This is a genomic window from Desulfoferrobacter suflitae (assembly GCF_022603395.1).
GTDB lineage: Bacteria > Desulfobacterota > Syntrophobacteria > Syntrophobacterales > Syntrophobacteraceae > Desulfoferrobacter > Desulfoferrobacter suflitae.
Map to the genome: position 1 here is coordinate 233,217 of NZ_JAIBKA010000003.1, position 14,610 is coordinate 247,826.

Annotated in this window: 11 protein-coding genes; 9 read left to right on the forward strand and 2 right to left on the reverse strand. The window is 54.6% G+C overall.

What is annotated here, in order from left to right:
- Positions 1 to 27 precede the first annotated feature (27 nt).
- From K1V27_RS06485 to K1V27_RS06495, 3 genes are all read left to right on the forward strand, one after another.
- The gene (locus K1V27_RS06485) at positions 28 to 987 is read left to right on the forward strand and encodes a sugar phosphate nucleotidyltransferase (RefSeq protein ID WP_258929057.1); all 960 of its coding nucleotides are present in this window, start codon (positions 28 to 30) and stop codon (positions 985 to 987) included.
- Positions 984 to 2,066, forward strand: coding sequence for an aminoglycoside phosphotransferase family protein (locus K1V27_RS06490; RefSeq protein ID WP_258928792.1), 1,083 nt, complete (start codon positions 984 to 986; stop codon positions 2,064 to 2,066). The genes K1V27_RS06485 and K1V27_RS06490 overlap by 4 nt, the downstream gene beginning before the upstream one ends.
- Positions 2,067 to 2,143: 77 nt before the next feature.
- The gene (locus tag K1V27_RS06495) at positions 2,144 to 2,290 is read left to right on the forward strand and encodes a hypothetical protein (protein ID WP_258928793.1); all 147 of its coding nucleotides are present in this window, start codon (positions 2,144 to 2,146) and stop codon (positions 2,288 to 2,290) included.
- Between the two features lie 212 nt (positions 2,291 to 2,502).
- Here K1V27_RS06495 and pyk read toward each other — a convergent pair whose 3' ends face one another.
- Positions 2,503 to 3,942: a pyruvate kinase gene (gene pyk, locus K1V27_RS06500; RefSeq protein ID WP_258928795.1), complete on the reverse strand. Its 1,440-nt coding sequence runs from the start codon at positions 3,940 to 3,942 to the stop codon at positions 2,503 to 2,505.
- Positions 3,943 to 4,175: 233 nt separating this feature from the next.
- A complete protein-coding gene (locus K1V27_RS06505; RefSeq protein ID WP_258928798.1) occupies positions 4,176 to 5,573 on the reverse strand; it encodes an FAD-binding oxidoreductase in 1,398 nt (465 codons plus the stop codon).
- A gap of 207 nt (positions 5,574 to 5,780) precedes the next feature.
- Here K1V27_RS06505 and K1V27_RS06510 point away from each other — a divergent pair, with 207 nt between their 5' ends.
- The 6 genes from K1V27_RS06510 to K1V27_RS06535 all read left to right on the forward strand — a co-directional run bounded on the left by K1V27_RS06510 (position 5,781) and on the right by K1V27_RS06535 (position 14,607).
- On the forward strand, positions 5,781 to 7,190 hold the full coding sequence (locus K1V27_RS06510) for a sigma-54-dependent transcriptional regulator (RefSeq protein ID WP_258928800.1): 1,410 nt from the start codon (positions 5,781 to 5,783) through the stop codon (positions 7,188 to 7,190).
- A 699-nt stretch (positions 7,191 to 7,889) separates the two neighbouring features.
- Positions 7,890 to 9,500: an ABC transporter substrate-binding protein gene (locus K1V27_RS06515; protein ID WP_258928801.1), complete on the forward strand. Its 1,611-nt coding sequence runs from the start codon at positions 7,890 to 7,892 to the stop codon at positions 9,498 to 9,500.
- A gap of 21 nt (positions 9,501 to 9,521) precedes the next feature.
- Positions 9,522 to 11,414, forward strand: a complete 1,893-nt coding sequence (locus K1V27_RS06520; RefSeq protein ID WP_258928802.1) for an ATP-binding protein — start codon at positions 9,522 to 9,524, stop codon at positions 11,412 to 11,414.
- A gap of 238 nt (positions 11,415 to 11,652) precedes the next feature.
- Entirely contained in the window at positions 11,653 to 12,021 is a 369-nt protein-coding gene (locus tag K1V27_RS06525) for a response regulator (protein ID WP_258928803.1), read from the forward strand.
- Between the two features lie 174 nt (positions 12,022 to 12,195).
- On the forward strand, positions 12,196 to 13,350 hold the full coding sequence (locus K1V27_RS06530) for an ATP-binding response regulator (protein WP_258929058.1): 1,155 nt from the start codon (positions 12,196 to 12,198) through the stop codon (positions 13,348 to 13,350).
- A gap of 105 nt (positions 13,351 to 13,455) precedes the next feature.
- Positions 13,456 to 14,607, forward strand: a complete 1,152-nt coding sequence (locus K1V27_RS06535) for an exo-beta-N-acetylmuramidase NamZ family protein (RefSeq protein WP_258928804.1) — start codon at positions 13,456 to 13,458, stop codon at positions 14,605 to 14,607.
- Positions 14,608 to 14,610: the final 3 nt, after the last annotated feature.

The window sequence follows — 14,610 nt, forward strand, 5'->3', positions numbered from 1 at the left end:
TGCGGCAAATAGTCAGGCATGCGTGCGATGATTCTTGCTGCAGGATTGGGGACCCGATTGCGGCCGCTCACTGGGGTCAGGCCGAAAGCCTTGGTTCCGGTGATGGGCATGACGCTCCTCAACTATTGGGTGGAGCGGCTCTACGAATCCGGCTTCGAAGCCGTCGTGGTCAACGCCTTTCATCTTGCCGATAGACTGGTTGGTGCGGTCGAGGAGGCTGACTGGCCCATGCCGGTGGAGGTGCGGGTGGAAAGGGAGCTCCTCGGCACGGCGGGGGGCATTCGCAATGCCCTTGATTTTTTTTCCGACGAGCCCTTTGTCGTGGTGAATGGGGACATTTTGTGCACGGCAGATCTGGCCGGTCTGTATGCGCAACACGTCCAGTCGAATCATTCCGTCAGTCTGCTGTTGCATGATTTTCCCGCGTTCAATAATGTCGCGGCAGAAGACCAGGCCATTGTGGGATTCGGCGGCGAAGCCGCGCAATTGCGCCAGCAGCGCGACGGTGTGCAACTCCTTGCGTTCACCGGGATTCATGTCCTCAGCGCCGGGGTTTTGAGCGGCCTTGAAGCCGGGGTCCCGCATGAAATCATTCCCCTCTACCAGGAGCTCATCCGGTCCGGCCATCCGCCGCATGCCTTGTTCGATAACGGCCTGCGGTGGCGTGAAATAGGCTCTGTGGAAGCGTATCGGGGGCTGCATGAGGAGCTCATCGAGCTGCCGCGGGATGTCTTTTCCCCCATGGAGTCGGGGCAAAGCCTCCGTTTGCATCCAACGGCTGACATCTCGCCGCACGCCGAATTGAGGGGCATGGTCGTGGTTGGCAAAGATGCCCGCATCATGCACGGCGCCATGCTCGAGAACACCATTTTATGGGATAATGTCGAAGTGCGGCCAAAATGTCGCATACGCAACTGCATCGTCGCCGACGGCCTGATCGTCGCAGGTGACCATGAAAACGCAATTCTGGTCGAGAGCCGACGATGAAACCAGTTGATCCCGGGGATAATTGTATCGAGCGGCTGGTCAAGAACTGTATCGAGGCGGGCCTGCTGAAGCCGGAGAAGGCCCAGATCACGGCGCTTCGGGGTGACGCGTCGGACCGCGGATTCTACCGTATCCGGCAGCATTCCGCCCATTTCATCGGCCTCATCTCGCCCCGCAAGGAAGCCGTAGGACTGGATGAAAACGACTCCTATTTTTTTATCGGCAGACACCTTGGAAAGCGCCGCCTGCCCGTTCCCCAAATTCTCTGGGCCGATCTCAAGCGCGGCCATTTCCTGCTGGACGATCTCGGCGATTATCACCTGCAAAGCCATGTAAAGCGAGGTTGCACCGATGTGGGTCACCTGTACCGGCATGCGGTGAGGCTGTTGGTCAGGCTCCACAGGGAGGCCCCCAGAGGTTTTCAGGCAGCCTTCTGTTTTGATACCGATCGATACACGCCGCCCTTTGTATACCACAGGGAACTCGAGTACTTCAGGAAGTCGTTTCTCAACAATTTCTTCGGCATGGACATAGGAGCGGAGGATCTGCGCAGCGATTTTGAGAACATCGCCGAGCAGGCCGGAATACATGGCCAGTCACAGGTGATGCACCGCGATTTTCAAAGTCGCAATCTGATGGTTCACCGCCAGGATCTATGGATTCTGGATTTTCAAGGAATGCGCTTCGGCCCGCCGGCGTATGACCTGGCGGCTCTGTTGCTGGACCCTTACGTTGCACTCCCGACATCGTTGCAGAATCGCCTGCTTGACTATTATTGGACGGGAGCCGGCAAGTTTCTGAGGTGCTCCTACCACCAGTTCTGTGCTTCCTATGAGGTGGTGCGGCTGTGCAGGAATCTTCAGATTCTGGGTGCCTATGGATTTTTGGGAATCACCAGAGGCAAGCGAGAGTTTCTGCAATACATCCCAACGGCCTGGCAGGAGCTCTGCCGTTGGCTGAAGGGGCCGTGCCGGAGACGCTATCCAAAGCTTGAAAGAACCGTTGCGCAGGCCCAAAGAAAGTTTTGCGTGACATCGGGCCGCCAAATTGTTATACGCGGCTTGCACCTTATGGGATGATAAGACTGAGGGGGAGGGCCTTTCCGAACGGGAATTCGCCGACCCCATGGTCAATTTTTTGCTTAGGAGAGGAATCAATGGCATCGAAAACGCAGAAAACCGAAAAAATAAGAAAGCGCAAACACATTTCCAACAAAATCAACCTGAAAAAAAGAGAAGCGTTGATACGCAGAAATCTGGACGTGCTCCAGAAGGTCGCGGCGGGCAGCCAGGAATCCGCCTGAGAGTGGTGGCCCTTTGTCATTCCCACCTGAGTACAGCTCCACACAATAGAGCGCCCGAAATGCAGGGGACTTGCGAGGGTGGTTGGAGTCGTGCGTTGCGCGTGACTCCAACCAAGGACTACGTTAGTCCGCTCGGCCCATGTTGGATAGAGTCACGCGTACCGCATGACGAAACCCAACCGCATGCGGGCATTTGACTGTGTGGCGCCGAGTCAGTCTGCAGCCAATTCTATTGCTTTGACCACATTGGTGGTCCCCGCTACCCCCACGGGAACGCCCGCCGTGATGACCAGCATATCACCAGGCCTTGCCAGTTCGTGTTCTAAAACCCAGGATTTGGCTTTGGCAAACATCTGATCCGTGTCCTCCAGGATCTCTATCTTGATGGGAATGACTCCCCAGGAAAGCGAGAGCTGCCGTTGCGTAGCCGGATTTGCAGTCAAGCCGGCAACAGGGCAGGGGGGGCGAAAGCGTGCAACGAGTCGCGCGGTGCTACCCGAGGAGGTCGTCGCAACGATGGCCGCCGCGTCCAGGTCAAGGGCCAGCCGGCAGGCGGCCCGACCGATGGCGGCGGCGGTCTTGGGCAGGAGCTTTGGGATGGTCCCGTCGGCCGACGCCGTTTCACCCAGGTAGGGCTCGGTGGCGAGAGCGACCCGGTTGAGTATCCGCACCGCCTCTACAGGATAGGATCCTATGGCGGTTTCGTCCGACAGCATCACAGCGTCGGTGCCATCCAGCACGGCGTTGGCCACGTCGGCTGCTTCGGCCCGGGTAGGGCGGGGGTTTTCCATCATGGACCTGAGCATCTGGGTCGCGGTGATGACCGGTTTGCCGGCATCCCGGGAGGCCTTGATGATGCGCTTTTGAATCATGGGCACATCTTCGAGGGGCATCTCCACCCCCAAATCGCCGCGGGCAACCATCACGCCGTCCACTTTGGCCAGGATTTCTTCCAGCCGCTCAACCGCTTGAGGTTTTTCAATCTTGGCGATCACCATGGGGCGCGGCTCGACGGAAGCGAGCACAGCCAGAACCGGATCGACATCGGCCGCTTTACGCACAAAAGAAAGTCCCACAAAATCAACCTGCTGTTCGATTCCGAGGGCGAGATCCCGGCGGTCCTTGTCCGTAAAGGCGGGTATTCTGAGATCGCTCAAAGGCAGGTTAACCCCCTTGTGAGACTGGATGGATCCTCCCACCAGGACCTGGCAATCGATGTGCTGAGAGCCTTTGCCCACCACCAGCAATTCTACGGTCCCGTCGGCCAGCAGGATGCGATCCCCACTTCGCACGTCTTCCATCAGATGAGGATAATTCACTGGAATGGCATCGGAATCCGAAGCCTGAGCAGAGATGAGCGACACCATTTTCCCCGTCTCCAGTTCCCGTTCCTTTACCGGAAGTCGGCCGAGCCGGATCTTGGGACCGCCGAGATCTTGCAGGATGCCGATTTGTTTACCCAATTCGGAAGAAAGGCGGCGAATGTTTCTCAGGGTCTGGCGGTGGGTTGCATGATCTCCATGGGAGAAGTTGAGGCGAGCGACGTCCATGCCCGCTTCGATGAGTGCTTTAAGTTTTTCAGGGGAATCGCTGGCGGGCCCGATGGTGCAGACGATCTTGGTTTTTCGCCGGATTGGACGAGAGTAGTTCATGGTGTCCCTTGTTTGGTCCGTTGGCACTCGTGCGCGCAAAACCCACACAGAGCCGGACAGGGTTGTGAGTTCATTGGTTTTTTCTATGGTGGATTCTGCATTCCGAATCCCCGCTTCCAGTTCAATGCAACGACTGCGGTCACACACCCCATTGTGCCAAGAGCAAGTGACTCCGGCAAAAAAGATCTTTCCCAAAATTGCATGTGCTTTGTTCTGTACGATCGTCGGCCGCCTCACCTGAAAAAAGCTCTATCGGACACAAACATTTTGCCGGGATTCATGATATTTAATGGGTCCAAAGCGCGCTTGATGGTCCACATGGTGTCGAACGCCGCATCCTCGATTTCCCAGCGGAAGAAAGGAGACTTGGCGATGCCTATGCCGTGTTCTCCGGAAAGCGTTCCACCCAGTGCCAGTACCGTCCTGAACAGTTCTTCCACCGCTTTTTCGGCGCGCTGGAGCTCGTCACGGTTTTTCTTGTCAAGCATGATGTTGGTATGGATGTTTCCATCGCCGGCGTGACCAAAGCAGACAATGATCAACTCGTATTTTTCGGCAATCCTGCGGGTGGCTCTGATCAATGCCGGTATTTCGGTGCGCGGCACCGTCACGTCCTCATTGATCTTGCCCGGTCTAATCCGCCCAAGGGCCGGGGACAGGGCGCGGCGCGCCTGCCAGAGGCGTTCGCGATCACTTTCCGTGTGCGCCGTCTCCGTCTCCGACGCTCCCGATTCACGACAAATTTGGTTGATGCGCACCATGTCTTCGCGTACCAGAACTTCGCGGCCGTCCGCCTCAATCAGCAGCAGCGCCTCCGCCTCGGTGGGGAGTCCCATGTGCAGGTGATTTTCCACCGCCCGGATGGAGGCTTGATCCATCAATTCCAGCGTGGAGGGGATGATGCGCTGCTTGATGATTTCAGAAACGGTTCGAGCGGCATCTTCCAGCCTGGGAAAGACGGCCAGGAGGGTCCTGGTGGTTTCCGGCGCCGGAACGACGCGTAACACAATTCTGGTGAATATCCCTAAAGTGCCCTCGGAACCGACCAGCAAACGGGTCAAATCATATCCGACCACGCCCTTCACGGTGCGGGTGCCCGTCCGGATGATCCGTCCGGTGGGCAGCACCGCTTCCAGCCCCAGCACATAATCTCGCGTGACCCCGTATTTGACCGCTCTGGGTCCCCCCGCACACATGGCGACGTTGCCCCCTATGGTGGAAAACTGAAGACTGGCCGGATCGGGCGGATAGAACAAGCCATAATCCAATAGCTCTTTTTGCAGTTGACCCGTCACCACACCCGGCTGCACAACGGCCAGCATGTTATCCGGATCGATTTCCAGGATGCGGTTCAATCGGTTGATGCAGATCACCATGCCCCCGGAGCCGGGCACGGCGGCTCCTACCATGCCGCTGCCGGCTCCGCGGGGATACACCGCCAGGTGCTCGCGATTGGCCAGCTTGACGAGTTGGGCTACCTGGTGCACATCGGCCGGAAAAACCACAAAATCAGGAATTCCCTTGAGGCGGCTGGCGTCATACCCGTAGCTGCATCGATCCTCCAATTGCTCCAACAGGTTCTCTTTACCAACGATATTCGCGATTTGATGCAACAGAACGGATTTTTTCATGCGACTGAACAGTTCAATCTCCAATGATTGCCGACACAAATGCTGCTTCATACCGATCGTGCGCTGTGTTACATTATAGCCGCGGCCGGTTGATTGCGCAATTAAACAACACAAAGACACTTGCACACAACACCGTTTGAGCACGAGGTTCCACGGGGGCAGGCAGTTTGCTGTCAACTGCCGCTACCTTGAAGCCAGAGGCAATGAATGAAACAGTCCAGCCCACATGAAGGCAAACGCATCCTGATCGTTGACGACGATGGGGGAGCGCGTGAGGCCCTTGAGCTCATCCTGGAGGATCATTATGAAGTGGAAACTGCTGAAGACGGACTACGCGCGCTCCATAAAATAAAGAACACCCAATTTGAACTCGTCCTGCTTGATGTCAACATGCCCAAGATTACAGGAATAGAGGTGCTCAAGCGCATCAAAAAATATGACGATTCCATCGACGTGGTCATGGTTTCGGCAGCCGATCGTGCGCGTGAGGCCGCCGATTCCATCAAATGCGGCGCCTATGACTACATCACCAAGCCTTTTGATGCCGAAAAAATAACCGCCTGTGTCGAAAGAGTGATGGCAAAGCGTGCTCTGGAACTGGAGGCGTGTTATTCGGGCTCTGAGATGAGCTGCTGTTTCGGGGATGTCGAAATAGTAGGGCGATCCAAGCCGATGGAACAAGTTTTTCGACTGATCGACAAAGTTGCGAAAACCTCCAGCAGCGTGTTGATCAGTGGAGAGAGCGGTACCGGCAAAGAATTGGTGGCTCGGGCTATCCATGCCAGGAGTGAACGGGTCGAAAAGCCTTTTGTGGCGATCAATTGTGCAGCCATTCCCCAGGAGTTGATTGAGAGCGAACTGTTTGGCCATGAAAAAGGCTCCTTTACCGGAGCCCACGTCAGAGCTATCGGCAAGTTTGAATATGCTGACGGCGGCACACTTTTTCTGGACGAAATCTCCAGCCTCAATCTGCCGCTCCAGGCCAAGTTGCTGCGAGTGCTGCAAGAACGGGAATTTACCCGGGTGGGCAGCCATCGGACCATCTCGGTGGATGTACGGGTCATTGCCGCCACCAATATGTGGCTCAATGAACTGGTCAAGTCGGGAGCGTTTCGGGGCGACCTCTATTTTCGACTCAATGTGATTCCCATTCTGCTCCCCCCTCTGCGCGAGAGGGAGGGGGACGTTCCTTTGCTGTGCAGTTATTTTCTAACCAAATATGACCACCTGCTGAACAAGAAGATCAAGGGCATAAAGGCCAATGCCATGAGTCTTCTGCAGGCCTATCCGTGGCCCGGCAACGTGCGTGAGTTGGAAAACATGGTGGAACGACTTGTCGTTCTGGCGGGTGATGGGCAGCTGATCGATGAGAATGATCTGCCTTTTGGATTTTTGACCAGTGAGGACCAGGCCGAGTGGGGGATTTCGGATCGGCCTTGGGACACCGGTCTCATTGAGGCTCGTCAGACTTTTGAGCGGCACTACATCATGCGGGCGCTGCAGCGCTGTGGCTGGAACCAAACGGATGCAGCCCGCCTTCTAAGAATACACCGCAACACACTCCTGCAAAAAATAAAGGTCTTGAAGATCCGTCCTGATGAGCCATCGCTTTTGTGAAAAACGCCCTTTTTGCCGGGATTTGCACCTCACCCCAGCCCATTTATACTGGTTTAGGATGAAAGGTATCAGTTTGTAGCCGATCGGCCATCTATCTTTGAGTGCACAGGATCGTGTGCACTGCACACGATCCTGTGCAACATGCCTTGATGTACCGTCTAGTGCCGCGTTCCCGGCCTGAGCCCCGATCCAGCGAGCACTGCTCCATGTGCACTGCCCACTCCCGAGCTATTCAAAAATCTTACTCATTCTGGAAATAACTATAAATTTCATCCACTTGTCAATATATCACGGGTACAGAATAGTTTGGTATGGAGCTTGCCTTGATGTATTGCACACATGAGAACTGTGAGAAACGCTTTCTGCAGCACAAAAATACAATTTATTCGATGATATTTCATTATGTTATGGTGTTAATCCGACGCTTTGAAGGGAGACGGGAATGAAGAAGATTGCTGTGCAACTGTTTGTGTGGGCTGCCGTGATTGCAACTTATGCACTGCCTGTTTTGGCTTGCGGAGGTGGAGGCAGGTAACAGGGCTTACACCTGCTGTTCCACAAAAATTGAAACAGGGTAAGAAAAAGCGCTGATCGGGTGATTTGCGCTTTTTCTTTTTATCAAAACAGGTTTTAAGGTATTAATGATCTGGTTGCGGGAGGTAAGGACTCGATTTTTACGTTGACCTAGAGAGTGATACGATGGAGCGTCGCCTTGTAGCGGTGGTGTGGCTTGTGGCGTTTTGCATGGGGGCCGGCCTGGGTTGCTCGAACAGTCATGCCGAAGAGACATCCCCGCGCTATGGCGGTTCCTATCGAGTGCCTTTGCTCAACAATCCACCCACCCTCGACCCCGCTTATGTGCAGGATATGTACGGGGTAGCAGTGGTCCAACAGCTTTTCGACGGATTGGTTCGCTTTGGTCCTGACTTGTATGTCGTTCCTGCACTCGCAGAAAACTGGCAGGTAAAGGACAAAGGGAAGACCTACCGCTTCTTTCTCCGCAAAGATGCGCAGTTCCACGACGGTCGACCGGTTACGGCGAAAGATGCGGCATTTTCCATCACTCGCTTGTTCAGAACCGATCCCAAACCCACTATTCTGCCTCATTTGCTCAAAATTTCCGGCGCTGCTGAGTATAGAGATGGAACAGCTAATCAGGTCTCCGGGTTGGAGGTCGAGAACGATAGCACGCTCAGCATACATCTCATAGAGCCCTACGCTCCCTTTTTGGTTGCTCTGGGCATGTACCAGGCGAAAGTGGTGCCGCAGGAAGTTGTCCACAGAGATGCTAAAGCCTTTGGACAGAGGCCTGTGGGCAATGGTGCATTTAGATTCGTGGATTGGCGGCCGAACAAGAATATTCGTCTGCAGGGCTTTGACCGTTATTATGGGGGGAAGCCATTTCTCGATGAGATTAATTATATCATTTACCCTGGGATAAATATCGAGGCGGTTTTTCAAGATTTTACCCAGGGCAGGCTGGAAGAAATGGAGGTTTACGGAGAGTTTCTTGAAGCTCTCAAGAAGCAAAAGGACCTCAAGTGGGTTCACCGTCCATCATTGAGCCTTCAATTTTACGGCATCAACTGCCAACATCCAAGATTGCGCAGCCGGGAGCTGAGGCTGGCTCTTACCAAGTCCATCGACAGAAAAGAGTTGATGACCCAGGTCTATGGCAACCTGGACGAACCTGCAAACCAGATTTTACCGCCCGGTCTTCCCGGCTACAACCCGTTGCAAGAGGGGGTGGTTGTGAATGTTGAAGCGTCGCGAAAGCACCTGGAAGAAGCTGCAGGGGAATCCGACAGCCGCGCACCGCTCGAGATCATTTCCAACAGTCAGTCGCAATACGCACAGGCCGAATTGAAGTTTGTGCAAGAAGCATGGGGCGCCTTGGGGATAGAGGCGGAACCGAAGTTCCTGCCCGATTGGAGTGAGTTTGAGCAATTTATTCAATCGGAATCCGTGCAACTGTACCGCTACGTGTGGTTTGCGGATCTGCCGGACCCGGACGACTTTCTAAGGTCCCTTTTTGCTTCGGATTCTCAATTCAATTACATGGGATATCACGATGAGCAGGTAGACCAGCTGCTCCAGACGGCCGTTGCAGAAATTGATCCCGTCAGGCGTGCCTCCATGTACAACGATATTCAGGCAAAAATTCTGGAAACGGCGCCGCTCATACCCATATCCCATTTCAGCATCAATATGGTATACCAGCCGCTCGTCAATGACGTGGAGGTAAGTGCACTGGGAGCCCATACGACCCTTTACCACCGAGTTTGGCTGCAGAAAAATCCCCCTCAATAATCCCCGGATCATCTCTTTCGCATGAAGAACTTGGCCGATAACGCTGATCTGGGGAAGAGACCTCGTTTTATCCCCCTCAAATACCGCTTTATCCTCATCAGTTCTCTGCTCCTGATTGTGCTGTTGGGGGCCATAGCGGTGATTCTCAGTATCTATCAGAGCGCCACCATTCGGAACATGGTTGAGCGGCGCGGCATTGCCATAGCACAAAGTCTGGCTGCCACTTCCAAGGCGGCCTTGGCAACCTACAATTACATCGCCATCGAACAGACGGTGAACCAGGCGGTACAGGATCCCGATACCCTGTATGTAATCATTCACGACAAGGAGGACCGGGTCGCCGGGTACAGCAGACGCCCCGACCTGCAGGGCGAATATCTGACAGACGCCGTCACCGAGAGGGCGCTTGCCGCTGCCGCGGCCCACTCGATTCAAAGAGGGACCTGGGGGGCTGAAAACATACCTGTGCTGGATGTCTCCGTTCCCGTCTTTCTGCCCGGGTCGGAGCTCAGATGGGGGACGATTCGAGTGGGAGTCTCCTTGCAGCCCATGTATCGCCAAATTCACCAGACCTGGTTGATCATTGCCCTGTTGGGTCTGGTGGCGCTGGCAGGCGGAGTATTGCTGTCGATTTGGGCGGCCGGCAGGATCACCCGGCCTCTGAATGCGCTGGTGCGAGCAACGGTGCAGGCAGCTCGAGGCAATTTGCAGCAGCGCATTGAGATTAGAACCAGAGATGAAGTGGAGGTACTGGCAGATAATTTCAACGCAATGATTGGAGAGATTCTCGCCCAGAGAGAGCAATTGAAAGAGCAACTGATAGAAATCAGGAGATTGCAGCGCTACACGGAGCAGCTGTTGAACACCATGAGTGACGGGCTTCTGTCCGTTACCAGAACGGGCAAAATTGCCACCATGAATCCTGCTGCTCGTTGCATGTCCGGCCTCGATGGCGAAGTCGCAAAGGAGCTCCATATCTCCCATCTGCAGGCACAGACTCCGGCGTTGTCGGATTATGTCAACGAATTGTTGCAGGAATCCTTCGGCAGCCGTCAGCAAGAGATCCACATCCGCGGGGTATCGCACCCCCGGGTGATTCTTGCCAGTTCCAGCGTGCTGCGCGATGCCGACGGCAACTTCGCCGAGCTCATCGTCAATCTCCACGACATAACAGAGCTCAAAAAGCTTGAAGCGCGCGTTCGGCAAACGGAGCGACTGGCCGCTTTGGGCACCCTTGCAGCCGGCATGGCCCATGAAATCAGGAACCCATTGTCGGCCATCAAGACCTTCGTTCAACTACTGCCAAGAAAGCTTGAGCGACCTGGGTTTTTGGAGAAATTCAACCGAACGGTCCCGCGGGAACTGGACCGCATCAATCGGCTCATCGAAGATCTTCTTCAGTTGGCCAGAGAGCCCAGGTACCATTTTGTTCCGGTCCATGTGCAGAGTCTTCTAAAACAATGTGTGGAGTTGTTTGACGAGGATCTAAAAAAGACCGAGATCCGTTGCCGCACGCAATTTCCTCAAACAGATTCAGGAGTGATTCTGGCGGATTCGGATCAACTCATCAAGGCCTTCCATAATCTGGTTCGGAATGCTGTTCAAGCCATGCCGGACGGCGGTGAATTGACCATTGAAGTTGCCCGGCGGGAAACCGTTCCGTTTGAAACGGTCATGAACGCCAATCAACAGGGTTGGATTCAGATTTCCTTCAAGGACACCGGGGCGGGCATCTCTGCTGAAGACGCCAGGAACATCTTCAACCCTTTCTTCACCACCAAGGACACCGGGACCGGACTGGGCCTGGCCATCACCCACAAGGTCATCACCGAGCACGGGGGTCAGATTGACGTGCAAACTATCAATGAGGAAGGAACCTGTTTCATCATCTATTTACCCGCCCTCAAGCGCTGATGCGCACGCCGTGGGTTGCTCCGCTTCTGCAGCCGAGCCGGCAAACTCCTCCTGCCCGGACGGTTGTGCAAAAAAACCTCACACCGCGTCAAATGATCGAGTCAAGAGCTCCTGGAGTACGAGTTTTGCATGATCTTGGAAGAAAACTGTGCAACCCCCCACCCCGACCTTTTTCCCCAAAGGAGAAGGGGTTTCAGGATGCAAGCGAACTCGACTCGATCAGAAAGGGAGAAACACCATGAGAGATCTGCAGAATCAAGTGATTTATGTGGTCGATGATGATCAGGGTATTCTGGATTCATTTGATGCAATGCTGGGGGATGACTACCCGGTGGTGATGTTCAACAGTGGAACCAAGGCGCTCGACGTGTTACAGGAAAAAACCCCGACTTTGCTTTTCCTGGACATCAAGATGCCCGGAATCAACGGGATCGAGCTTTTGAAATCTATTCATGAGAAAGGGATGTGCACCAAGGTAGTGATCGTGACGGCACTGCCCCAGGACAGCTATGAACAAATGGCGCGTCAATATGGTGTCTACAAGTATCTCAAGAAGCCGCTTGATGTGGACGAAGTGGAAGGCATTACCAGGAACGTGCTGCATTGAGCTTTCGCTCGACAACCGGCAGGAACGTTTTCCGGAAATCGCCGCAGCGCCCTGCAGCGAAGCCGCACCGTGTACTGTGGCGGCCAACCGTTGGCATTTGCCGCAGGTGTATTTGTTGTAAATTCTCAGGATAAAGTCTATTCTAAGCACGATGCTTTGGAGAGGGGCTTGCATATGGCTGTTACGCCCATATTGATCATTGATGACGAACCGGGAGTTGTTGAAGGGATCAAGTTCTTCCTGGAGGACGAAGGATACGACGTGCACGAGGCTCTCAAGGCTAAGGACGGGCTTGAGATCTTCCGCTCGGTCAACCCGGATGTAGTCGTAACCGACTTGCGTATGCCCGAAATGTCGGGAATCGAACTGATCAGTGAAATCAAAAAGCTGAATGCCGCCACGCCAATCATTGTCATCACCGGCTACGGTACCTACGATTCCGCTGTGGACGCACTGAAACTGCACGTATTCGACTTTATTAAAAAGCCGATTGACATCGATGTTCTCAAAACCGCCCTGGAAAAGGCCAAGGCGGAAGCATCTCAAGAAGCTGAAATCAGGCGTGAAATTGCTCAACTGAAAGAGCAGCTCGAGCTCTTTCGAGGCCAATGGCATGAGATGCTCACCAGGTTTTCCCAGTTTGAGCCCTTGATCCATACGGGAAGATCAATGGCGAGCATTCTGCACAACCTGAATAATCCGCTCACGAGCATTATGACTCAGTCGGAGCTGCTGCAAATATTTCATCCAGAAGTGCGCGATATTACCACGATTCATCAACAGGCGGTGAGGATGATGAAGATTGTCTCCACCGTCATGAGGAAGATGAAGGAGTGCAAAGAGACCATAGCTTCCTGGCTGCAGCTGAACGACATCCTGAAGGAGGAGATGTCCTTTCTCGAGTTGCATCCGTCTTACAAACTGCAGATTGATATCAAATGGAATTTGGCCGAAAATCTTCCTCTCTTTAAAGGGATAGCAAGTGATTTCAATCAGATTTTTGGCAACATCCTGCGAAACGCCGTGGAAGCCATGGAGGACTTGCCGAATCCTAAATTGCTGATTTCCACCTGGTATAATGACACGTCGATCATTGTGAGCATCGGGGACACTGGGCCGGGCATTTCCGCTCATCTGCTGGAGCGTATTTTCCAGCCGTTTTTCAGTACCAAGGCTTCCGGGAGGGAAAACAGGGGTGGCTTGGGAATGGGCATCGGGCTCTACTACTGCAGGGAATTGGTCCGCCAGTACGGGGGGGAAATCAAGGCCCTGAGCAAACCGGGCCGCGGTACAAGCTTTGTGATCAAGCTGCCCAATCACTCACCTTGAGGAGCCGTGTGCGGCATTTGGCCCGGCAGCCGGTAAGGACCTTACTGCGGCAACACAAATGGAGGATAAAGAATTTCGGTTATGGTTCAACTGGGATGCGAGTTATTGGCAAGTCAGCCACCTGCATGGTTGCGGACCCAAAGGCTTGGACTGCTGTCCAACCAGGCATCGGTAACGCACCGTTTTGAGCACGTGGTCGATATCCTTACTGGAGCCGGGGGAAAGCTCCATTGTCTGTTTTCGCCCCAGCACGGCTTTTTCGGCGAGAAACAGGCCAACATGCAGGAATCACCGGATGACTGGGACCGTGCGCTGCAGATTCCCATGGTCAGTTTGTACAGCCATGTGCGCCGGCCGCCTGCTTCCGTTCTGCAGAACATCGATGTGCTGTTGGTCGATCTGCAGGACGTAGGCACCCGGGTCTACACCTACACAACTACGCTGGGCCTGTGTATGGAGGTTGCCGCGGAGGTCGGCGTCAAGGTGGTGATCCTGGACCGCCCCAACCCCATCAACGGTAAGGTGCTGGAAGGGAACCTGTTGAGCCCCGATTGTCGATCGTTTGTCGGGCGCTACCCCGTTCCCATGCGGCATGGGTTGACCATTGGCGAGTTTGCTTTGTTTGTTGCGGGGCACTGCAACATCCCGTGCGACCTTGAGGTGATCCCGATGCGCGGCTGGCACCGCCGCTCCATGTTTTCAGGCACGCAGCTTCCCTGGGTTTTCCCTTCACCGAATATGCCCACCTGGGAGACGGCTCTCCTCTATCCGGGGATGGTCCTGCTGGAAGGAATCAACGTCAGTGAAGGGCGCGGCACAACGCTGCCTTTTCAACTGTTCGGAGCGCCCTTCATTGATCAAAAGAAACTCGTGCGCTCCCTGAATCCTCGTGCCCTGCAAGGCATGGTTCTCAGACCCGTCACCTTCGAGCCCATGTTCGACAAATGGCGGGGGCAAACCTGCTACGGATTTCAGATCCATGTGACCGACCCCGATCGATTTCGTCCGTACCGTTTCGGCGTGGCGCTCCTGCAAAGTCTGATGCGGGAGCATCCGGGCGACTGCCAATGGCTCCCTCCGCCCTATGAATATGAATACGAGAAGCTGCCGATCGATATTATCCTGGGATCTCAACAGGTGCGCAAAGCGATTGAGCAGGGGGTGAGCCTGGACGAGATGGAGCATGGTTGGGCCGGTGACATCGAGGTGTTTCAGGAACTGCGCAAAGATTGTTTGTTGTATGGTGACGGGGACTGAAGG